Origin of the sequence: Streptomyces paromomycinus (assembly GCF_003865155.1) — a bacterium.
Classification (GTDB): Bacteria; Actinomycetota; Actinomycetes; order Streptomycetales; family Streptomycetaceae; genus Streptomyces; species Streptomyces chrestomyceticus.
In genome coordinates this window covers 3,496,705-3,517,547 of record NZ_BHZD01000001.1, presented here as the reverse complement: position 1 = coordinate 3,517,547, position 20,843 = coordinate 3,496,705, and the positions used below count along the sequence as shown (strand labels likewise).

The window sequence follows — 20,843 nt, the reverse complement described above, 5'->3', positions numbered from 1 at the left end:
GATCGATGAGACCGGCGGCGGACCGCGCCCGCGAGCCGGATAGGCTCGGACACATGAGCACCACCTCGGACAGCGCCGTCCGCGCCTACATCAACGTCCACCGCGAAGAGTTCCTCGACGACCTGGCCGCCTGGCTGCGCATCCCCTCGGTGTCCGCCGACCCGGAGCGCGCCGCCGACGTGCGCCGCAGCGCCGAATGGCTGGCCGGCCGGCTCACCGCGACCGGCTTCCCCACCGCCGAGATCTGGGAGACCGACGGTGCTCCCGCCGTCTTCGCCGAGTGGCCCTCCGGGGACCCGTCGGCCCCCACCGTCCTCGTCTACGGCCACCACGACGTGCAGCCCGCCGCCCGTGAGGACGGCTGGCACACCGACCCGTTCGAGCCGCAGACCGTCGACGGCAAGCTGTACGCACGCGGTGCCGCCGACGACAAGGGCCAGGTGTTCTTCCACACTCTCGGCGTCCGCGCCCACCTCGCCGCGACCGGCCGCACCGCCCCGGCCGTCAACCTCAAGCTCCTCATCGAGGGCGAGGAGGAGTCCGGCTCCCCGAACTTCCCGGCGCTGATCGGCAAGCACGCGACCCGCCTGGCCTGCGACGCGGTGATCGTCTCCGACACCGGCATGTGGTCCAAGGACACCCCGACCGTCTGCACGGGCATGCGCGGCCTCACCGACTGCCAGATCGACCTGTACGGCCCCGACCAGGACATCCACTCCGGCTCCTTCGGCGGCGCGGTGCCCAACCCCGCGACCGAGGCCGCCCGCCTGGCCGCCGCCCTCCACGACGAGGACCGCCGGGTCGCGATCCCCGGCTTCTACGACGACATCGTCGAGCTGACCGACAGCGAGCGCGAACTCTTCGCCGAGCTGCCCTTCGACGAGCCCGAGTGGCTGCGCACCGCCCACTCCCACGCGGCGCTCGGCGAGACCGGCCACAGCACCCTGGAGCGCATCTGGGCCCGCCCCACCGCCGAGGTCAACGGCATCGGCGGCGGCTACCAGGGCCCCGGCGGCAAGACCATCGTGCCGTCGGCGGCGCAGCTCAAGCTGTCCTTCCGCCTGGTGGCGGGCCAGGACACGGCCGCCGTCCAGCAGGCCGTACGGGACTGGGCCGCCGCCCGGCTGCCCGACGGCATCCGCCATGAGATCACCTTCTGGGGCGCCACCCGCCCCTGCCTGACCCCGCTCGACCACCCCGCCCTGCAGTCCGTCGTACGGGCCATGGGCCGCGCCTTCGGCCAGAAGATCCGCTTCACCCGCGAGGGCGGCTCGGGCCCGGCCGCCGACCTTCAGGACGTCCTCGGCGCACCGGTCCTCTTCCTCGGCATATCCATCCCCTCGGACGGCTGGCACGCCCCGAACGAGAAGGTCGAGCTGGACCTGCTGATGAAGGGCGTCGAGACCGCCGCGCACCTGTGGGGCGACCTGGCGGAGAACTGGCGCGTCGCTTGATCCCTGACCATGCCCCGACGGCGCCCGTGCCCGTGCCCCGGCCGGCGGCCCGCCCCGCGGCCGGGTCGTCGGCCCGCGGCCGGACGGTGGCCGCCCGCACGCCGCCGCCCGGTCCGCGCACGGGCCGGGCCACTCGTACCACCCTCGCCGCCCGGTCCGCCGCCCGCCCGGCGGCCGCGCCCACGGGCGGCAATCACCCACGCCACAGGGGGAGTTGGAAACCGCAGTGACCACCTGGACCGACCACAGCGCCGACCGGCCGATCACGTTCAGCGCGCCGAGCGGCATCGACAGAGCCGCCCACCACCGCCTCGACGAGGCGTGGCTCGCGGCGGCCTGGAGCCACCCGACGACGCGTGTCTTCGTGGTCTCCGGAGGCCAGGCACTGGTCGACGACACCCCCGACGGCCGTACCGAACTGGTCATGACGCCGTCCTTCGAGGCGCCGCTCACCGAGACGCACCGCTACTTCCTCGGCACCGACGAGGACGGCGTGCGCTACTTCGCGCTCCAGAAGGACTCGCTCCCGGGGCGCATGGACCAGTCCGCGCGCCCCGCCGGCCTGCGCGAGGCGGGCCTGCTGCTGTCCCCGCGCGACGCCGGGCTGCTCGTGCACGCCGTCGCCCTGGAGAACTGGCAGCGCCTGCACCGCTTCTGCTCCCGCTGCGGCGAACGTACCGTCATCGCGGCGGCGGGCCACATCCGCCGCTGCCCCGCCTGCGGCGCCGAGCACTACCCGCGCACCGACCCCGCCGTGATCATGCTGGTCACGGACGAGGAGGACCGCGCACTCCTCGGCCGCCAGGTGCACTGGCCGGAGGGCCGCTTCTCCACCCTGGCCGGCTTCGTCGAGCCCGGTGAGTCCATCGAGCAGTCGGTGGCCCGCGAGGTCTTCGAGGAGGCGGGCGTGGTCGTCGGCGAGGTCGAGTACGTCGCCAGCCAGCCGTGGCCCTTCCCGTCCAGCCTGATGCTCGGCTTCATGGCCCGTGCCACGTCCTCCGAGATCCAGGTCGACGGCGAGGAGATCGAAGAGGCCCGCTGGTTCTCCCGCGAAGACCTGAAGGCCGCCTTCGAGTCCGGCGAGGTGCTGCCCCCGTACGGCATCTCGATCGCCGCCCGCCTCATCGAAGCCTGGTACGGCAAGCCGTTGCCGAAGCCGTAGGACCGTCCCGGCCGCACAGGGTGCGGGCCTGAGGACACAGCCGGCCGGGGCCCCGCCAGGCCCCGGCTGTCTCCTGCCCCTCCTGCCCGCAGAGCGGACGGCGCCCCTGCTAGGCGCCGTCGGGCGGCAGCAGCCGTGAACTCGTCGAGGTGGCCACGTAGGCGAGCCCGTCGTACTCCCGTGCCGGCGCCGTCGGGCTCCGGTGCAGGTGATAGGTCCAGCGGGGCACATGGGCCCCGAAGCTGCGCATCGCGGACGGCTCGTGGAGCCACTGCCGCACGGCGTCCGGCGCGTCCGCGACGGAGCGGAGGTCGACGACGAGGTCGCCGCGCCCGGCGGCGGCCAGCCGTGCCTCCACCGTCGTCCCGTCGGCCATGCCGATGCGGTTGCCGACGGGGCGCCGGGCCTTGGCTCCGGCCCGCGGCCGCCCGCGGCAGGCACGGAAAGATCCTTTGCCGAACAGCAGCCCCAGCGCGTAGTAAGCGTCCCCGTACCGCTCCTTCAGATGGCGTCCCAGGGGAGGCGGGCCATGGCCATGAGCACTCTTGGCGATGTGACCGTTGTGCGCCCACAGAACGACTTTCGTGGACGGCGCGGCGACCAGTTCCTGCACCGCTTCGGCCATGTACCGGTCCCGCGCGGCGTAGACGGTCTGCCGCGGGTCGTCGTGCAGCCGGTCACGGGTCACCAGATCGGCGGCCCGGACCAGGATCCGTGCATGCCGGACCGCCTCCTCCGCCTCGGGGAACCGGTCCTGCACGAACGCGGCCAGCTCCTCGGCTTCGCGCACCAGGCGCCGCTGTGGGTCGGGGTGCTGCCCCGGATGAGCCTCGGCGAGCACCCCGAGCAGGGAACGGAGACCGGCGCCCCGGTCCACCGCACGCTCGTTCAACAGCGTCTCCAGCACGGAGACCGAGGCGCCGCACTTCTGCGGATCGATCCCGGCGAAACGTATCTTGCGCTCTTCGGGGCGGCCCCGGTTGTAGGCCCGCATCCACTCGATCACCGCGAGCACCTCGTACGTCCGCCAGGTCCAGAACCCCAACCCTCTGAGCGCCGTCTCCGCGTCGCCGACGCCCTGCCGTACGTAGGCGTCGACGGCCGGCGCCGCGGAGGCGCTCGCCTCCATGGCCAGCACCGAGAAGCCCAGCTCCGTCACCAGGAACTCCAGCAGACGGTGCTTGAGCTGGAAGAACTCCCGGGTGCCGTGCGTGGACTCGCCCAGCCCCACGACGCGCGCACCGCTCAGCACGCCCTTCAGCGGCTGGAGATCGTCGCTGGGCGCACCCGCGACGAGGCCGCGCAGCGGAACGGCCCTCTCCGCCAGCCAACTGGTCACTTCATCGGTCACGGCCCCCCCGATTCGTCGCTCGACCCCACGCGGTGGAGCAGGGTACCCGCCCGGATCATGGACGTCTCCACCACCCACCGGCCACGAAGCCGGGCCGGCGAACGCCCCGAGCGCCCACTCCGCCGAGTCCGCCGAGTCCGCCGAGTCCGCCCGGGAGACGCCGTACCGAGTCCGGCAGGCGCCATGTGCAGGACGTCAAAACGGTGTCTCTTTGCGGGGGTTGGGGCTAGCTTGAGTCCTGGCGATCGCCCCGGTTCTCTCAGCGAACGCAGCCTTCCGGGCCGTCCGCCTGTCCCTTCGGATGAGCCAGGACGACATGGCCCGCGCGCTCCGGAAGGCGGGCGACGAGGCGGGCGAACCCAACGGCGCCAGCAAACGGCTCGTGCAGCGCTGGGAGGGCGGTACGACGCGCGTGCCCCGGCCCGTGTACGTACGGGCCCTGGCGAAGGTCACCGGGCTGCCCATCGAGTCCCTGGGGGATTCCTTGCCGGTCGTGGCACGGGTGAGCGACGACGGTGCCGGAGGGCATGACGTGGTGTGTGGGGCTGCCGAGGGCGCTGGGGCCGCCGAAAGCATCCCGCCTCCGGTGACGCCGAGACGGCCGCGCAGGAGGCCGGACGCGCGCACTACGCGGGCGTGTGGCTCAGCCGGTACGAGTTCTACTCGTCCGGCAGAGGGCAGACCTTCACCGGTGCTCACTTCGTCGTACTGGTACAGAACGGCAACCGGCTCACCGGCCGGTCGCTGCCCGGAGCGTCGTCCCGCCCCGACTCACCGCTGTCCCTCGACCTCACCGTGGACGGGGACGTGGTCACCGGGACCTGGGTGGAGCAGACCGCGACGGACGGCTACTGCGCGGGCGCCCGCTACCACGGAGCCGTCCAACTGCTCGCCGAACCGGCTGGACGGCGCATGGCCGGGAAGTGGGTCGGCTTCGGCAAGGACTTCGACGTGAACACCGGACCGTGGGAACTGATCTTTAAGGACGCGTCCACGTCGAAGGGGACGGTGGAGCGGTACAGCCGCCGTCCGGAGTGACCGGGCTCTGACGTGGGCAGCGTGCTCGGCCGCGCCCGCCGGAGCGGTGGTGCCCGGACCGTGACGTCTGGCCCGACGGGCCCCCGGCCATGACGGCCGGGGGCCCGCCCGCGCGAACCGTGGGCTCGGCGCGAACCGTCGCTCAGACGCCGAGCGCCTGCTTGACCTGGGCCAGGGACGGGTTCGTCATGACCGACTCCTCGCCCGAGGCGGGGACGATCCGGAGGGTCGGCACGGTCTGGTTGCCGCCGTTGGCCTTTTCGACGAACGCCGCGGACTCGGGGTCGTGCTCGATGTTGATCTCGGTGTACGCGATTCCCTCGCGGTCCATCTGGCCCTTCAGCCGACGGCAGTAGCCGCACCACGTGGTGCTGTACATCGTCACAGTGCCCGCCATGGGTCCTCGCGCTCCTTCAAGCTCGGCGTGTATCGATGGGAGAACGTCTGCCCGGGCCGGACCATTCCCGTCCGTGCCGGACCGTTCCCGTACACGTACGGTGCCGCTTCCGTAGGCACGTGCATTCGTATGACCGGGGAGTGGCGGCTGTGGACAACTTTCCCGGCTGTCCCGGTCGACCTGGCAGCATGGTCGGGTGACAGCAGCATCGGACTCCACTCTCTTCCCGCAGGTTGCGGCCGCGACCCAGTTCCCGGCCACGCCGGAGGGTGCCGACGCGGTGCTCGACGGCCTGGACCCCGAGCAGCGCGAGGTCGCCACGGCCCTGCACGGGCCCGTGTGCGTCCTGGCGGGTGCCGGGACGGGTAAGACCCGCGCGATCACCCACCGCATCGCGTACGGCGTGCGTGCGGGCATCCTGCAGCCGTCCACGGTGCTCGCCGTCACCTTCACCGCCCGTGCGGCGGGGGAGATGCGCGGGCGGCTGCGGCAGCTGGGGGCGGGCGGGGTGCAGGCCCGGACGTTCCACTCGGCCGCGCTGCGCCAGCTCCAGTACTTCTGGCCGAAGGCGGTCGGCGGCGAGGTGCCGAGGCTGCTGGAGCGCAAGGTGCAGGTGGTCGCGGAGGCCGCTGCCCGCTGCCGCATCCGCCTGGACCGCAACGAGCTGCGGGACGTCACGGGCGAGATCGAGTGGTCCAAGGTCACCCAGACCGCGCCCGCCGACTATCCGGCGGCCGTGCACAAGGCCGGGCGCGAGGCGCCCCGCGACCCGGCCGAGATCGGGCAGATCTACGGCACGTACGAGCAGCTCAAGCGCGACCGGGGGACCATCGACTTCGAGGACGTGCTGCTGCTGACGGTCGGCGTCCTGCAGGACCGGCACGACATCGCCGAGCAGGTCCGTGCCCAGTACCAGCACTTCGTCGTGGACGAGTACCAGGACGTCAGCCCGCTCCAGCAGCGGCTGCTCGACCTGTGGCTCGGCGACCGTGACAACCTCTGCGTCGTCGGCGACGCCAGCCAGACGATCTACAGCTTCACCGGCGCCACCCCCGACCACCTGCTGAACTTCCGCACCCGCCATCCGGACGCCACGGTCGTGAAGCTGGTCAGGGACTACCGTTCCACCCCCCAGGTCGTGCACCTCGCCAACGGGCTGCTCTCCCAGGCGCGCGGCCGCGCCGCCGAGCACCGGCTGGAGCTGATCTCCCAGCGGGACGCCGGCCCGGAGCCCGCCTACACGGAGTACGGGGACGAGCCGGCAGAGGCGGAGGGCACCGCCCGCCGTATCCGCGACCTGATCGCGTCCGGCGTGCCGGCGAGCGAGATAGCGGTCCTGTTCCGCATCAACGCCCAGTCCGAGGTCTACGAGCAGGCCCTCGCCGACCACGGCGTGCCGTACCAGCTCCGCGGTGCCGAGCGGTTCTTCGAGCGGCCCGAGGTGCGCGAGGCGGGCGTCAAGCTGCGCGGCGCCGCCCGCTTCGGCGCCAACGACGCCCTCCTCGACGACGCCATGGACCTCCCGTCCGAGGTCCGGGCGGTACTGAGCGACATGGGGTGGACGAGCGTGCCCCCGGCCGGGTCCGGCGCCGTGCGGGACCGCTGGGAGTCGCTGGCCGCGCTGGTCCGTCTCGCCGAGGACTTCGCCAAGGCCCGGCCGGCGGCCACCCTCGCCGATCTGGTCGCCGAGCTGGACGAGCGGGCCAACGCCCAGCACGCGCCGACCGTCGAAGGTGTGACGCTCGCCTCTTTCCACGCGGCCAAGGGCCTGGAGTGGGACGCCGTCTTCCTGGTCGGCCTCACCGAGGGCATGATGCCGATCACCTACGCCAAGACCGACGAGCAGGTCGAGGAGGAGCGCCGCCTGCTGTATGTAGGTGTGACCCGGGCCCGCCTGCATCTGGGGCTCTCGTGGTCGCTGTCCCGCGCTCCGGGCGGCCGCGCCGTCCGGCGGCCCAGCCGGTTCCTGGACGGTCTGCGGCCCGGTTCGGGGGCGTGGGGCGCCGCGCGGCGGCCGCCGCCGCAGGCGGTGTCGAGCGGGGCGGCGCCATGACCAGGGGCGGGGGCAAGCGCCGCACCCGGTCACCCGCCCGTTGCCGGGTCTGCGGCAAGACGCTCACCGATGCGGGTGAAATGAAGCTCATGCGCTGCGACGACTGCCCCTGCGAGCTCGACGAGGCGTTGTACGGGCGGCTGCGCGACTGGCGGGCCGAGCGGGCACGGCAGCTGGGCCAGCCGGCGTACTGCGTCTTCACGGACAAGACGCTGATGGCGATCGCCGAGGCCGTTCCGGGAACCGAGGGGGAGCTCGCGGGCATCCCTGGTGTGGGGGGACGCAAGCTGGGCAGATTCGGCGCCGACGTCCTCGCGCTGTGCGCAGGTGAGGAGCTCGTTCCGGCAGCGGACGGGCCGTCGCCGGACGATCTTCCGGAGGGTGGTGCAAGAACCTCCGGAAAGTCGTCAGAAAAATAGTTTGCGCGCGCGGAGCGCATCCCCATAGCCTTCACAGGCACGAAGACGACGGGCCTTCCGGGATCCGCTGATTTCGTGTTGTACTGAACAAGCCCGGACCGGATTTTCCGGTCCGCCGAGACGCCGAGAGGAGGCGAGACCAGTGATCAGCTTCATCGAGACCCAGAAAATGACCGATCGTTCGGTCGTCGCCACCCGCATGCTCGGCGCCTCGCTCCCGGGCACCGGTCTGTCCGGCTTCGGTCGGCTGTCCGGTCTTGAGGTCTCCCGTGCCGCGTCCCTGGTGTTCCTGCCCAAGAACGCGTGCGACGAGCGACCGACCCAGGCACCCGCAGTAGCGGCAGCGGCACAGGCAGCGGACCAGCATGCCTTCGCCGGCGCGGCGGCCAACGGTGCCGAATCCCGGAAGCAGTACCAGACGCAGCAGGACACGTGGGCCCACCGCGGGCACGAACCCTGGAGAGATCCAGCCTGATTCGCATGATCAGGTCGGCACCTTCCAGGGCCGCGGAACCCACACCGGGATCCGCGGCCCTTTTGCTTTGCCCATGAGCCCAGCCACCAGCCGGGCCGAACAGACGAGGAACACACCACCGTGCAACTCCAGACGCACACCCCGTCCGTCGCCACCGACCTGATCCCCCCGCCCGACTCCCAGGAGACCCCTTTGCTGCCCCTCACCGAGCTCGACGACGAGATCGACCGACTCGGCGCCGCCGTGCCGTGCCGTACCTACGACCCCGAGGTCTTCTTCGCCGAGACCCCGGCCGACGTGGAGTACGCCAAGTCCCTGTGCCAGACCTGTCCGGTGCGCGAGGCGTGTCTCGCCGGCGCCAAGGACCGTCGTGAGCCGTGGGGCGTCTGGGGCGGCGAGCTGTTCGTCCAGGGCGTCGTGGTGCCCCGCAAGCGTCCGCGTGGCCGTCCGCGCAAGAACCCGGTCGCGGCATGAACCTCGGCGGCACGTACACCAGCGGCACAGGAACGATCGACCGTCCCGCCCAGCGGGACCCCCAGAAGCAGGACCCGATGAACCCCACCCTCACCGACACCACCGCACCAGCGAACCCCGGCGTGATCGAGTCGCGCCAGAACAGGACCCGTGAAATGCAACTCATCCCAGAAGCCCTGGCGCGCGCACATATGCAACAGCGCCTGCAGGAGGCCGAGTCCGAACGCAGGGCCCAGCGCCTCGCCGCGGCCCGGCGCATGCAGCGCCGCGCCGAGCGGGCGTCGCTGCGCGCCCGGCGCGCTCTGGCCATGGCCGTCATGCAGTGACCTGCCGGCTGCCCGGCATCCGTACGGTGCCGGGCCGCCCGGTGGCGTCACCGCCGCATCAGGCGGCCATCGCAACACCACACATCTCGGGGGCTGTCCAACTGGGCGGCCCCTGAGGCGTTGTGCCCCCTTTCCCGGCGGTGGCGGGGATATTGTCGGCTGATGAACCAGAAGACGTATGAACAGGCGGAGTTGACCACCGACGACACGGAGTGCGCCCAGTGCGGCGCCACGGCCGAGGGCACCCCGGCCACCTGGACCTGCACCATCGCCAACGGCACCCGCCAGCACCTCTGCGACACCTGCACCCGGGCCAGCCTCCGCGTCATCGAGTCCCACCTGGACCCGGTGCCGACCCGGTGAACGGCGGCCGGCGGCTGCGGCCTGCCGTACGCCTCAGACCGGCGGTGCCACCTCAGACCGGCGGTGCCACCTCAGACCGGCGGTGCCACCTCGGGCCGGTTTCTCCTCAGGCCGGTGTCTCCTTTTCGGCGGGGTTGCTCTGTTCGGGTACGGACGGGGCGGGAGCGTCGGAGGTGTTGTCGGCGGCGGTGTGGTCGGGGGAGGTGTCGTCGGGGGAGGTGTCGTCGGGGATGAAGCCCGGGAGCCAGGACTCCAGCTCGTCGCGCAGGCGGACGGTGGCTCCCAGCTGGCACAGGACGCCGATCGTGCTCAGCGTCACACGGTGTATGAGCAGGTAGGAGGGGGGCAGGTTCAGCTGGCGGCCCAGCTGGTAGGCGGGGGAGCGGGGGTCGGCGATCCGCGCGGCCTGGGTGCGCATCCAGGAGCGGGTGAAGGTGAAGTGGTCCACCTGGGCCGGTTCGATGATCGGGAGCAGATAGTCCAGCACCGCGTCGGGGTCCAGCTCGATGGACTCTTTCACGAAGCCCTCCTCGCGCAACAGCTCGTAGACCGCCTCGGCCTCGCCGTCGAGCGTCATGCGCAGTGAGGCACCGATCGTGGACGGCAGACCGTCCGGCAGCCGGTCGACCGTCCCGAAGTCCAGGACGCCCAGCCGCCACCGCTCCGCGGGGCCGTCGGGGGCGTCGCCGGTCAGCAGCCGGAAATTGCCCGGGTGCGGGTCGGCGTGCAGCAGACCGGTGCGTGCGGTGCCGGAGAAGAGGAAGCGGGCGAGGAGCTGCCCGGCCCGGTCGCGCTCCTCCTGGGAGCCGTTCGCGATGACCTCCGAGAGGGGGACGCCCTCCATCCACTCGGTCACCAGCACCTGGTCGCTCTGGTGGACCACCGCGGGGACCCGTACGTCGGGGTCGTCGGCGAACTCCTCGGCGTGTGCCTGCTGGGCCGCCGCCTCCAGGGCGTAGTCCAGCTCCTCGGAGACCCGGTCGCGCAGCTCGGTGATCAGCGGCTTGATGTCCATGCCGGGGATCAGTGGCCCGAGCAGCCGGGCGAACCGGCCCAGTTGGGACAGGTCGGACAGCAGGGCCGCGCCCGCTCCCGGGTACTGGACCTTGACCGCCACCTCCCGGCCGTCGTGCCAGACCGCGCGGTGCACCTGGCCGATCGACGCGGCCGCCGACGGCTTGTCCTCGAACTCCGTGAACAGCTCGCGCCAGTCCGCCCCCAGCCGCTCCGCCAGGATCGCGTGCACCGAATCGGTCGGCATCGGCGGTGCGGCTTCCTGAAGTTTGGTGAGCGCGGCGCGGTACGGGCCGGCGATCTCCTCCGGCAGCGCCGACTCGAAGACCGACAGCGCCTGCCCGAACTTCATGGCGCCGCCCTTCAGCTCGCCGAGCACCCGGAAGAGCTGATCGGCGGTCCGCTGTTGGAGCTCGCGGCCGACGATGTCCGCCGACCTGCCGCCGATCCGCTTGCCCAGCCCCCAGGTGGCGCGGCCGGCGAATCCCAGTGGCAGCGCGGCCAGCTTGGCGGTACGGGTGACCGCCTTGCGGGGAAGATCTGACATGCGCCCCTCCAACTCACACTGTCCCCAACCGGGGTTACTCCGCCATTGTTACGTGTCGCCGATGCGGATCCGAGGCGCCCGTGGCGCCGGCCGGCCCCGCCGCGCCGCAGCCGCACTCCGGATGCGGCGCGACTCCGGTCGTCCGCCAGTCCGCACAGGGCAGCGCGACCTCGATCCGGGCTCCTGTGCAGGGTGGCAACTGACCGTCCAGGAACGCCAGCGCCTGCACGGCGGCCAGCCCCGCGACCGCCGTCGCCAGCGCCGCGTCGCACGCCGGAACGGCCGGTGCGCCGCGCCCCGATCGCCACTGGGCCAGCAGCCGCGGCCAGGCCGGCTCCGCGTCCGTACGTCGCAACTGGAGGCAGCCCGCGCAGGAGGAGCCGCCCGGCAGGACCAGCGGACCCACCACGCCGGTCCCTTCGACCACCCCGGCGAACACATGCGGGATTCCCGCGGCCACGAAGGGTTCGTACAGGACCGGGTCGGGCGCATAGGCGGCGAGGCCGTCACGCGGCGCGATCACGACGAGCCCGAGGCCCGGCTCGCCCGCGTCCGACGGCCCGCTCCCGGGCCGGAGCCGCCGCGACCAGGGTGAGACGCGGTGCACCAGGCTGCGGGCCGCGGTGTCCCGGCGCGCACCGATCTGCTCCGCCCGCACCCCGCCCGGCACGACGTCCCAGGGCTCGACCTTCCCGCCGTCCTGCACCTCCACCCGCCCGACGCCCGCCGCCGAGAGCAGGGCCGCCACCGAAGAGCCCACCCGGCCGGCGCCGCGCACCCGCGCCCGTACGGCCCGGCGCGCCCCCATCCGCTCCAGTCCGCCCGCCGCCTCGGGATGGCGCACGGACAGCGACGCGAGGTCCGCCCGGAGCCGGCCGAAGGCCGCGGAGTCGGCGCGCACCGTGTCGGCCGCGGGACCGCCCGCCGACGGCGCGTCCAGCAGGCCCGCCCGCCCCAGCCGGTCCACCACCCGCCGTGCGTGCCCGTCCGGCAGGCCCAGCTGTCCGGCGGCGTCCGCGAGCTGATCCAGGCTGCGGGTGCCGTCGATCAAGGCCAGAAAACTCCCGGTGGCCGTGTCCACCGGGCCCAGTTCCACCGCGTGTGCCGGGGCCACCCCGAACCGCACCGTCGCCCGGTCCCGCCATCCGCGCCGCAGCGCGGGCTTGAGCATCGGATACATGAAGCCGCCCCCGTCGATCGGATCTCGTCCAGCGGTCCTCAGCATCCCGCGGCCGCGCGACCGGCGTCGGAAGTTGTCCACAGCCCGCAGGCAATAGTCATACAAGCCGTACCTGTCCTTGAGCGGTCCGTGAACATGGCGGAAGCCGGGGGCAAGACTTCCCGCACGGGCAGCGGGTAACGTCGGGGCGTGCCCGCCGACCCTTTGCGCCGAGCCGCAGACCCTCCCCGCAGGACCGCCACGCGCCCCGCGACCGGGGGCCCCGCGACGAGCCCGGTCGAGGTGCGCAGAAGCTCGCGGCGGCGCCGTACCGTCTCCGCCTACCGGGAGGGCGACCGCACCGTCGTCCTGATCCCGGCCCGGATGTCCGAGGCCGAGGAACGGCGCTGGGTCACGGTGATGCTGGACAAGCTCGCCGCGCAGGAGAGCAGGCGCAAACTCGGCGACAGCGAGCTGGCCGAGCGCGCGGAGCGCCTGTCGGAGCAGTTCCTGGGCGGCCGCGCCCGGCCCGCCACGGTGCGCTGGGTGACCAACCAGAACACCCGCTGGGGCTCCTGCACCCCCGCCGAGGGCAGCATCCGCCTTTCGCACCGGCTCCAGGGCATGCCGGAGTACGTCGTCGACTACGTCCTCCTGCACGAGCTGGCGCATCTTCTCGTCCCCGGTCACGGGCAGCGTTTCTGGCAGCTTCTGGAGTCATACCCACGTACGGAGCGTGCGCGCGGCTATCTCGAAGGGGTGGTCGCGGCGGAGCGGCTGCCGCAGTTGCCAGCGGCCCGTACGGAATAGGGCCGGTTCCGCCCGGTTCGCTCCGCGCCCGGCATCGCCCGCTGTCGGCGGCAGCGGTTAGCCTGGCGCGACGTCATCAGAGCGCGAAGCGGGAGCGGGGGACGGTCGTTACGTATGGCCAGGGAATTCCAGCGGGGCCACAAGGCCAGGATCAGTGACCTGACGGCCGGGACGGATCTGTACGTAGGTGTGCAGATCGCGGGTGCCGGCCTGACCTTCGACATCAGCTGCTTCGGCCTCGACGCGGACGAGCGGCTCTCCGACGACCGGTATCTCGTCTTCTTCAACCAGCCCGCGTCTCCTGAGGGGTCGGTTCAGCTGCTGGGGGCCCAGGCGGGCGACACCGAGTCCTTCCGGGTCACGCTCGACCGGATTCCGCAGCACATCCAGAAGCTGTCCTTCACCGCCACGCTCGACGGCGCGGGCCAGATGTCCCAGATCGGCCCCGGCTACCTGCGCATCGTCGCGGGCGGCGAGGAGGTCGCCCGCTACGCGTTCACCGGTGCCGAATTCAGCACCGAGCGTGCCGTGATGCTCGGCGACTTCTACCTGAAGGACGTGTGGCGCTTCGCCGCGGTCGGGCAGGGCTTCGACGGCGGCCTGGAGGCGCTGCTGAAGAACTTCGGCGGTGAGGTCGCGGAGGAGGAGCCCGCGCCCGAGCCGGCGCCGCAGGGCGGTGTGCCGGGCTTCGCGCCGCCCGCCGTCTCCGAGCCTGCGCCGGGCTTCGCTGTCCCGGCAGCCCCGGAGCAGCCACCGCAGCAGCCCGCCCCGGCCCCGGCCTTCGGCGCGCCCTCAGGTGCCCCCCAAGACCCCGCTCAGAGCCAGCAACTCCCGCCCCAGCCGCAGGTCCCGGCCCAGACGCAGCCGCCGCAGGCCCAGCCACCCCAGCCGCCGGCTCCGCAGATGCACGCGGCCCCGACCATCGCGGCGCCGATGGCGCCCCCCGGCGCTCCGCCCGGACAGTTCCCCCAGCAGCAGCCCCCGTACGGCCAGCCCCCGCACCAGCAGGCACCGCCGTCGTACGGCCAGCCGGGCCAGCCGCCCCAGGCGGCACCCCAAGCGCCGCCGCAAGCTCCGCCCCAGGCCCCGTACGGCCAGCAGGGCGGTCCGTTCCCCGGACAGCAGCCCCCGGCCCCGTACGGAGCGCCCCAGGGCCAGCCCGCCCCGTACGGTCAGCCGCAGGTCCAGAGTGGCGGCCCCGGTCTCAGCGTCGTCCTGGAGAAGTACCGCGAAGCGCCGACGGGGCAGCGGTGGACCCCGCAGAACGAGAAGCTGATCCGCGCCGACCTCGGCGTCGACGGGCAGCCGGTGCTCGCCCGCCAGGGCAGCATGGTCCTCTACCAGGGCAAGGTCGACTTCGGCTACAAGGGCGCCGGTGTCCGGGGCCGCATCGTGGGCAACGCCACCGGCCAGGAGATGCAGCTGATGCGCTGCACGGGCCAGGGCCAGGTGTTCTTCGCGGACAACAGCGCCCATGTGCATCCCATCGAGCTCCAGGGTGACGCGATCTGTGTCTCGGCCGAGAGCGTGCTCGCCTTCGACGAGTCGCTCCAGTACGAGACCCGCCGCATCGAAGGGCACGGCATCCCGGGCGGCGCGCTGTTCACCATGCAGTTCCAGGGCAGCGGCACGGTCGTCGTCAAGACCCAGGGCACCCCGGTCGTCCTCCCGGTCACCCCGACGACCTTCGCGGACGCCAACGCCATCGTCGCCTGGTCGGCGGCTTCGCAGGTGATCATTTCCAGTCAGGTGAGCCTGCGCCGCAGCGCGTACCCGGGTCACTCCGGCGAGACCGTGAACCTCCAGTTCCGCGGCGCGCCCGGCAACTTCATCGTCGTCCAGCCCTACGAGGTCTGAGGGAGCCCGCCATGTACGAACAGCACGCCCCGGGCCACGCCCCGACCGCACCCGCCGCCCGCATGGAGAACCACGGCAGCGCCATGGTGAAGATCGCCATGCAGAGCGGCCAGGACGTCTTCGCCCGCACCGGCTCGATGGTCGCCTACGAGGGCTTCGTCCAGTACGAGCCCAACCCGCCCGCGGTCCGCCAGATGGCCTCCCAGTGGCTGACCGGCGAGGGCGCGCCCCTGATGAAGTGCTCCGGCGACGGCCTGCTCTACCTGGCCGACTACGGCGCGGACGTCGTCTGCATCCACCTCGACGGCGACTCGATCTCCGTCAACGGCACCAACCTGCTGGCCTTCGACGCACACCTCCAGTGGGGCGTGCAGCGCGTGAAGGGCATGGCGAAGTTCGCCGGGCAGGGGCTCTTCAACGTCGGCATATCGGGCACCGGCTGGGTCGCGCTGACCTCGCGCGGCACCCCGATCGTGGTGGACTGCGGCCGCGGTGAGGACGAGACCTACGTCGATCCGGACGCGCTCGTCGCCTGGTCGACGAACCTGAAGATGAAGGGCAAGCGCAGCTTCAAGGCGTCCTCGATGATCGGGCGCGGCAGCGGCGAGGCGTACCAGCTCGGCTTCTCCGGCCAGGGCTTCGTCGTCGTACAGCCCAGTGAGGACAGCACCGACCGGCTCCGGGCCCGGGGCTGAGGGGGAGGACGTCAAGCCATCATGCAGAGTCCGCTTTTCGCCTACACCGAGGCACAGACCCAGGACCGGTATACCCTGCAGAACCCGCAACTGCTGCGGGTGGCCCTACAGGGACACGAGGACCTGCTCGCCCGTAAAGGCAGCATGGTCGCCTATCAGGGGCTGCTGGAGTTCGACGGGAACTACCAGACGTCGGGGCAGCAGCGTGCCCGCGCCGCCTCCGGTGAGGGCCTGGACCTGATGCGCGTCTCCGGGCAGGGCACCGTCTACCTGGCCAACCTCGCGCAGTACGTGCACGTCATGGACGTCGACCACGACGGCCTGACCGTGGACAGCAGCTATGTGCTGGCGCTGGACTCCGGCCTCCACTGGGAGGTCGTCTCGGTGGACAGCCAGTACGGGATCTCCGGCACCGGCAAGTACCAGCTCAACATCTCCGGCCGCGGCAAGGTCGTGCTGATGACCTCGGGCCAGCCGCTGATGATGCAGGTCACCCCGGACAAGTACGTCAACGCCGACGCGGACGCGGTGGTCGCCTGGTCCGCCTCGCTGCGGGTGCAGATGCAGGCACAGACGCACTCCTCGGGCGTGTGGCGGCGCCGGGGGAACACCGGTGAGGGCTGGGAGCTGAGCTTCCTGGGGCAGGGGTACGCGCTCGTCCAGCCGAGCGAGCTGCTGCCGCCGCAGAACGCGGCCATCGGGTCCGGTCTGGCCGCCCAGTTCGGCATGGGCCAGCAGGGCGCCCACGGCCAGAACCAGGGGAACATCTTCACCAACTGAGGCGCGAAGGCCGGCTCACCGGACCGGCCGCCCGTATGGCCCGCACCCTCCGTCCCGTGCATCGGCCGCCCGCCCCGCTCCGTAGGAGAGGGCGCGGGCGGCCGTCACGCGTCCTACAGGAGCGCGCGGGTGCGCTCCATGAGGCGGACGACCGAGTCGTCCGCCACTGTCGCCACCTCGTCGTACGGGAACCAGCGGAGATCCAGCGACTCGTCGCTGATCACCGCCTCGGCGTCCTCGGGCGCCAGCGCCGCGTACTGCACGTCCAGATGCCACGCGCACGGTGTCAGATGCCGGTCCAGGCGCACCGGCCCGCCCAGCAGCGTCAGCCCGGAGGCGATCCCGGACTCCTCGCGCGCCTCGCGCAGCGCCGCGTCCGCGAGTGTGGCGTCCTCGGGCTCGCAGTGCCCGCCCATCTGGAGCCACATCTGGAGCTTGCGGTGCAGCGTCAGCAGCACCCGCCCGCGCGCCGGGTCGATGACCAGGGCACTGGCCGTGATGTGGCCGTCCTTGCAGGGCTTGCCCATGCCGTCGGGGTGGGCCGCCAGATGATCCAGGTAGGAGAGCCGCAGCCGCTCCTGCTCAGGGGACGGCGCGGGCCACTCCTTGAGGACCCGCGCCGCGTCGTCGTGAAGGCTCACTTCTCGCCGTCGCCCTTGTCACCGTCGCCGGGCCTGCCGCCCTCCTGGGAGCCGTCCCGGCCGCCGCCTTCGCCGGTCTCCTTGGACAGGTCCGGCTTCCCGGCGCCGCCCGCGGCCTCACCGAGCATCTTGTCCAGCTCGGAGAAGTCCAGCTGCTCGTGGTGGACGAAGCCGTCCGGATCGTCCAGGTCGGCGGCCGTCGGCAGCATGTCCGGGTGCTCCCAGAGCGCGTCCCGGCCGTCCAGGCCACGCGCGTCCGTCAGCAGGGCCCACAGCCGCGAGGCGTCCCGCAGGCGCCGCGGGCGCAGCTCCAGACCGATGAGGGTGGCGAAGGTCTGCTCGGCCGGGCCGCCGGTCGCCCGGCGCCGCCGCAGCGTCTCGCGCAGCGCGTCGGCCGACGGCAGGTGCGGGGAGGCGGCGGCGTGCACCACCGCGTCCACCCAGCCCTCGACGAGGGCCAGCGCCGTCTCCAGACGGGCCAGCGCCGCCTTCTGCTCCGGGGTGTCCTCGGGCTGGAACATGCCCTGCTGGAGGGCGTTCTGCAGCTCCTCGGGGTGCTGCGGGTCGAGCTGGCCGACCACGTCCTCCAGCTTGGTCGTGTCGACCTTGATGCCGCGGGCGTACCCCTCGACCGCGCCGAACAGGTGCGAGCGCAGCCACGGCACATGGGCGAAGAGCCGCTGGTGGGCGGCCTCGCGCAGGGCCAGGTAGAGCCGCACCTCCTCCTCGGGCACGCCGAGGCCGGAGCCGAAGCCCGCGATGTTGCCCGGCAGCAGCGCGGCCTTGCCGGCCGGCCCCAGGGGCAGCCCGACGTCCGTGGAGCCGACGACCTCACCGGCCAGCACGCCCAGCGCCTGCCCGATCTGCGTGCCGAACATGGCGCCGCCCATGGAGCGCATCATGCCGAGCAGCGGGCCCGCCATGGCCTGCATCTCCTCGGGCAGGACGTCACCCATGGCCGCGCCGACGCGCTCCGCGACCGGGTCCACCAGGTCCTTCCACACCGGCAGGGTCTCCTCGACCCACTCGGCGCGGCTCCACGACAGCACCGTGCTCGCGCCCGACGGCAGCGACGTCACGCCGTCCAGCCACAGGTCGGCGAGGCGTACGGCCTCTTCGAGGGCCGCCCGCTCACCGGGGGAGACGCTGGCGTCCTTGGTGCCGTCCTCGGCGCCCTGCGCGACGGTCTGCCGCGCGATGTCCTTGGCCATGTCCCAGTTCACCGGGCCGCCCTCGTACGAGAGCATCTGGCCCAGCTTCTGGAAGGCGGCGCCAAGATCGCCAGGGTTCATCTCGCCACCAGGACCGCCCGTGCCGCCGAAGAGCGCCGCGAACGGATTGTCCGCGCCGCCGCTCCCGCCGCCGAATCCGAACGGGTTCGCGGGGCCCTGGCTACCTCCCTGGCCGCCCTTCTTCTTGCCGTTGTCGCCGTCCTCCGGCTCCTCCGGCGGAAGGCCGAATCCAAATGGGGTGTCACTCACGGGTTTCCTCGGCTCGTAGGGCCGCCGGCCCGGGGCCGGCGGCGGCTGCCCGACATTCTCTTCCAGCCTAGACACCCGCCCCGCTTCGGGGCTCGGTGCTTCGCCGTCCCGGTGCCTGCGGCAGGATGGACGCCACCTGGTACGTACGCGTCAGCACGCCTACGCACTGAAGACAACCGCTGGAGACGCCCGGTGAGTTCCCCAGATCCGTCCGTTCGCGCAGCGCGAAACGAAGCTGCCGAGACCGAGCACGCAGGAAAACAGGCGGACGGCGCGCCCGCCCGGCCGCTGCGCCGCCCCGTCGTCGCGGTCACCGGCGCCGCCTCCGGCGTGGGTGCCCTGCTGACCCAGGCGCTGACCGAGTCCGACGAGGTCAAGCGGGTCGTGGCCATCGACGAGCGGCGCGGCGGGACCGCCGGGGCGCACTGGCACGTCCTGGACGTCCGGGACCCGGCCATCGCCGACAAGCTGCGCGGCGCCGACGTCGTCGTGCACCTCGCCGTCGACCTCGACCTGGAGACCGACGCGGACGCCCGTACGGCGTACAACGTGCGCGGTACGCAGACGGTCCTCACGGCCGCCGCGGCCGCCGGCGTGCACCGGGTCGTGCTCTGCACCTCCGCCATGGTCTACGGCGCGCTCCCCGACAACGACGTACCGCTGGCCGAGGACGCCGAGCTGCGGGCCACCGCCGACGCCACCGGGGTCGGCGACCTCCTGGAGATCGAGCGCCTGGCGCACCGCGCGCCCCGCGCGCACCCCGGCCTGAACGTCACCGTCCTGCGCCCCACCGTCCTGGTCGGCGGCACGGACACCGCGCTGACCCGCTACTTCGAGTCGCCGCGGCTGCTGGTCGTCGCCGGTTCCCGCCCCGCCTGGCAGTTCTGCCACGTGGAGGACCTGGTCAGCGCCCTGCAGTACGCCGCGCTGGAGAAGGTCGAGGGCGAGCTGGCGGTGGGCTGCGACGGGTGGCTGGAGCAGGAGGAGGTCGAGGAGCTGTCCGGCATCCGGCGCATGGAGCTGCCGTCCTCGGTGGCGCTCGGCGCCGCCGCCCGGCTGCACCGCATCGGCCTCACGCCGTCGCCCGCCGGAGACCTGGCCTACACGATGCACCCGTGGGTGGTCAGCGGCAGCCGCCTCCACGAGGCGGGCTGGCGCCCCCGGTGGACGAACGAAGAGGTGCTGGCCGAGCTGCTGGAGGAGGTCGCGGGCCGGCACACGGTCGCGGGCCGCCGCCTGGGCCGCAAGGACGCCACCGCGGCCGGGGCGGCCGGTGCGACGGTCGCCCTCCTGGGCACCGCCGCCCTGGTCCGCCGCGCCCGTAAGGCCCGCCGGCGCATCTGAGGGGCGGGGGCGCTCCGTCTCGGCTGCGGGGAGGCCCCGTACGGCTGCGGAGAACCTCCGTACGCCGCGGGGGAGCCTTGTGCCACCCCGGCCCGCGCCCGCGTCCTCCCGCGCCTGTAGAAGCCTCCAACCCGCCCCGTCGCAGGACCGGCGGAAAGGCCATGCCCCGCGACGCCGCCCCGTACGGCACGATGGAGCCATGCCAGGCACGTATGACCACCCGGGCGAGCAGGGTGCGGCGGACGCGATCCGCCTCCTCGCGGTCCGTGACACCCCGCTGTCCTTGGACGAGGTCTTCGCGGCCGTCGGCGATCCCGCCGCCGGCGGCACGGCCCTGTTCGTCGGTACGGTCCGTTCGCACGACGGCGGCGCCGATGTCGACGCCCTCGGTTACTCGGCGCACCCGAGCGCCGAGGCCGAACTGCGCCGCGTCGCCGAGAAGGTGGCCGCCGACTTCCCCGTACGCGCGATGGCCGCGGTGCACCGCGTGGGTGAGCTGGCCGTCGGCGACCTGGCGGTCGTCGTGGCGGTCTCCTGTCCGCACCGTGCGGAGGCGTTCGCGGCCTGCCGACGGTTGATCGACGACCTCAAGCACGAGGTGCCGATCTGGAAGAACCAGCGGTTTTCGGACGGTACGCAGGAGTGGGTCGGCGCCTGCTGACGGCCGGTTTCCGGCGGTGGGGTGCGTTCCGGGCGGCGTCGGTAAAGCCTTTACGCGCGCTCCAGTTGCGTAACCCGCCCCCTGGCGTAAGCGTTGACCTGGCAGATGGTTAATCTGCTTATTCGTCGTTGCGGTTGTTACAAGGGGTCGGGAGGCCGCTATGGGAGCGCTCCTCTGGTTGACGATTCCGGTTCTCGCCGTCATCGCCGCCGTCGTGTGGAGCAGTTGGGCATCGCGCAACCGCAGGACCGGGGACGTGGCGGAACTGGCGGGCTATGCGCGGTTCCGGGAGGCGATGGAGAAGCCCGAGAAGGCACATTCCGGTTCCGACGCGGCATGAGC

Annotated in this window: 19 protein-coding genes and 2 pseudogenes; 15 read left to right on the top strand and 6 right to left on the bottom strand. The window is 72.6% G+C overall.

What is annotated here, in order from left to right; genetic code table 11:
* Positions 1-53 precede the first annotated feature (53 nt).
* Both OEIGOIKO_RS14290 and nudC read left to right on the top strand, forming a co-directional pair.
* On the top strand, positions 54-1,454 hold the full coding sequence (locus OEIGOIKO_RS14290; RefSeq protein ID WP_125054370.1) for a dipeptidase: 1,401 nt from the start codon (positions 54-56) through the stop codon (positions 1,452-1,454).
* A 226-nt stretch (positions 1,455-1,680) separates the two neighbouring features.
* The gene (gene nudC / locus OEIGOIKO_RS14285; RefSeq protein WP_031001056.1) at positions 1,681-2,616 is read left to right on the top strand and encodes an NAD(+) diphosphatase; all 936 of its coding nucleotides are present in this window, start codon (positions 1,681-1,683) and stop codon (positions 2,614-2,616) included.
* Positions 2,617-2,725: 109 nt separating this feature from the next.
* Here the strand turns inward: nudC and OEIGOIKO_RS14280 are convergent, their stop codons facing one another.
* A complete protein-coding gene (locus OEIGOIKO_RS14280; RefSeq protein ID WP_125054369.1) occupies positions 2,726-3,967 on the bottom strand; it encodes an erythromycin esterase family protein in 1,242 nt (413 codons plus the stop codon).
* A gap of 301 nt (positions 3,968-4,268) precedes the next feature.
* On the opposite strand from OEIGOIKO_RS14280, the pseudogene OEIGOIKO_RS14275 reads away from it, so the two are divergent.
* Positions 4,269-5,005, top strand: a pseudogene (locus OEIGOIKO_RS14275) (XRE family transcriptional regulator).
* Between the two features lie 142 nt (positions 5,006-5,147).
* Here OEIGOIKO_RS14275 and OEIGOIKO_RS14270 read toward each other — a convergent pair.
* Positions 5,148-5,402, bottom strand: coding sequence for a mycoredoxin (locus OEIGOIKO_RS14270; RefSeq protein WP_125054368.1), 255 nt, complete (start codon positions 5,400-5,402; stop codon positions 5,148-5,150).
* 196 nt (positions 5,403-5,598) lie between these two features.
* Here OEIGOIKO_RS14270 and OEIGOIKO_RS14265 point away from each other — a divergent pair.
* From OEIGOIKO_RS14265 to OEIGOIKO_RS14245, 5 genes and pseudogenes are all read left to right on the top strand, one after another.
* Positions 5,599-7,874, top strand: a pseudogene (locus OEIGOIKO_RS14265) (ATP-dependent DNA helicase UvrD2).
* Between the two features lie 142 nt (positions 7,875-8,016).
* Positions 8,017-8,349, top strand: coding sequence for a hypothetical protein (locus tag OEIGOIKO_RS14260; RefSeq protein ID WP_125054367.1), 333 nt, complete (start codon positions 8,017-8,019; stop codon positions 8,347-8,349).
* Positions 8,350-8,469: 120 nt separating this feature from the next.
* Positions 8,470-8,823 (top strand): WhiB family transcriptional regulator, encoded by a 354-nt coding sequence (locus OEIGOIKO_RS14255; protein ID WP_003984433.1) that lies wholly within the window; start codon positions 8,470-8,472, stop codon positions 8,821-8,823.
* Positions 8,820-9,149: a hypothetical protein gene (locus OEIGOIKO_RS14250; protein WP_125054366.1), complete on the top strand. Its 330-nt coding sequence runs from the start codon at positions 8,820-8,822 to the stop codon at positions 9,147-9,149. The genes OEIGOIKO_RS14255 and OEIGOIKO_RS14250 overlap by 4 nt, the downstream gene beginning before the upstream one ends.
* A gap of 162 nt (positions 9,150-9,311) precedes the next feature.
* Positions 9,312-9,512 (top strand): hypothetical protein, encoded by a 201-nt coding sequence (locus OEIGOIKO_RS14245; protein WP_125054365.1) that lies wholly within the window; start codon positions 9,312-9,314, stop codon positions 9,510-9,512.
* Positions 9,513-9,618: 106 nt separating this feature from the next.
* Here OEIGOIKO_RS14245 and OEIGOIKO_RS14240 read toward each other — a convergent pair whose 3' ends face one another.
* Complete coding sequence (locus tag OEIGOIKO_RS14240; RefSeq protein ID WP_125054364.1) at positions 9,619-11,073, bottom strand: ABC1 kinase family protein; 1,455 nt, start codon at positions 11,071-11,073, stop codon at positions 9,619-9,621.
* 34 nt (positions 11,074-11,107) lie between these two features.
* Complete coding sequence (locus tag OEIGOIKO_RS14235) at positions 11,108-12,253, bottom strand: ThiF family adenylyltransferase (RefSeq protein ID WP_125054363.1); 1,146 nt, start codon at positions 12,251-12,253, stop codon at positions 11,108-11,110.
* 189 nt (positions 12,254-12,442) lie between these two features.
* Here OEIGOIKO_RS14235 and OEIGOIKO_RS14230 point away from each other — a divergent pair, with 189 nt between their 5' ends.
* From OEIGOIKO_RS14230 to OEIGOIKO_RS14215, 4 genes are all read left to right on the top strand, one after another.
* Positions 12,443-13,042: a M48 metallopeptidase family protein gene (locus OEIGOIKO_RS14230; RefSeq protein WP_125045090.1), complete on the top strand. Its 600-nt coding sequence runs from the start codon at positions 12,443-12,445 to the stop codon at positions 13,040-13,042.
* A 114-nt stretch (positions 13,043-13,156) separates the two neighbouring features.
* The gene (locus OEIGOIKO_RS14225; protein WP_125054362.1) at positions 13,157-14,899 is read left to right on the top strand and encodes a TerD family protein; all 1,743 of its coding nucleotides are present in this window, start codon (positions 13,157-13,159) and stop codon (positions 14,897-14,899) included.
* An 11-nt stretch (positions 14,900-14,910) separates the two neighbouring features.
* Positions 14,911-15,594, top strand: coding sequence for an AIM24 family protein (locus OEIGOIKO_RS14220; RefSeq protein ID WP_125054361.1), 684 nt, complete (start codon positions 14,911-14,913; stop codon positions 15,592-15,594).
* A gap of 21 nt (positions 15,595-15,615) precedes the next feature.
* Positions 15,616-16,374 (top strand): AIM24 family protein, encoded by a 759-nt coding sequence (locus tag OEIGOIKO_RS14215; protein ID WP_125054360.1) that lies wholly within the window; start codon positions 15,616-15,618, stop codon positions 16,372-16,374.
* 113 nt (positions 16,375-16,487) lie between these two features.
* Here OEIGOIKO_RS14215 and OEIGOIKO_RS14210 read toward each other — a convergent pair whose 3' ends face one another.
* A complete protein-coding gene (locus OEIGOIKO_RS14210; protein WP_125054359.1) occupies positions 16,488-17,015 on the bottom strand; it encodes an NUDIX hydrolase in 528 nt (175 codons plus the stop codon).
* A complete protein-coding gene (locus tag OEIGOIKO_RS14205; RefSeq protein ID WP_125054358.1) occupies positions 17,012-18,496 on the bottom strand; it encodes a zinc-dependent metalloprotease in 1,485 nt (494 codons plus the stop codon). Before OEIGOIKO_RS14205 ends, OEIGOIKO_RS14210 begins: the two co-directional genes overlap by 4 nt.
* A 192-nt stretch (positions 18,497-18,688) precedes the next feature.
* Here OEIGOIKO_RS14205 and OEIGOIKO_RS14200 point away from each other — a divergent pair, with 192 nt between their 5' ends.
* The 3 genes from OEIGOIKO_RS14200 to OEIGOIKO_RS14190 all read left to right on the top strand — a co-directional run bounded on the left by OEIGOIKO_RS14200 (position 18,689) and on the right by OEIGOIKO_RS14190 (position 20,841).
* Positions 18,689-19,840, top strand: coding sequence for an SDR family oxidoreductase (locus tag OEIGOIKO_RS14200; RefSeq protein WP_125054357.1), 1,152 nt, complete (start codon positions 18,689-18,691; stop codon positions 19,838-19,840).
* Between the two features lie 199 nt (positions 19,841-20,039).
* Positions 20,040-20,501, top strand: coding sequence for a molybdenum cofactor biosynthesis protein MoaE (locus OEIGOIKO_RS14195; protein ID WP_030022102.1), 462 nt, complete (start codon positions 20,040-20,042; stop codon positions 20,499-20,501).
* 160 nt (positions 20,502-20,661) lie between these two features.
* On the top strand, positions 20,662-20,841 hold the full coding sequence (locus tag OEIGOIKO_RS14190; RefSeq protein ID WP_031001097.1) for a hypothetical protein: 180 nt from the start codon (positions 20,662-20,664) through the stop codon (positions 20,839-20,841).
* Positions 20,842-20,843 lie beyond the last annotated feature (2 nt).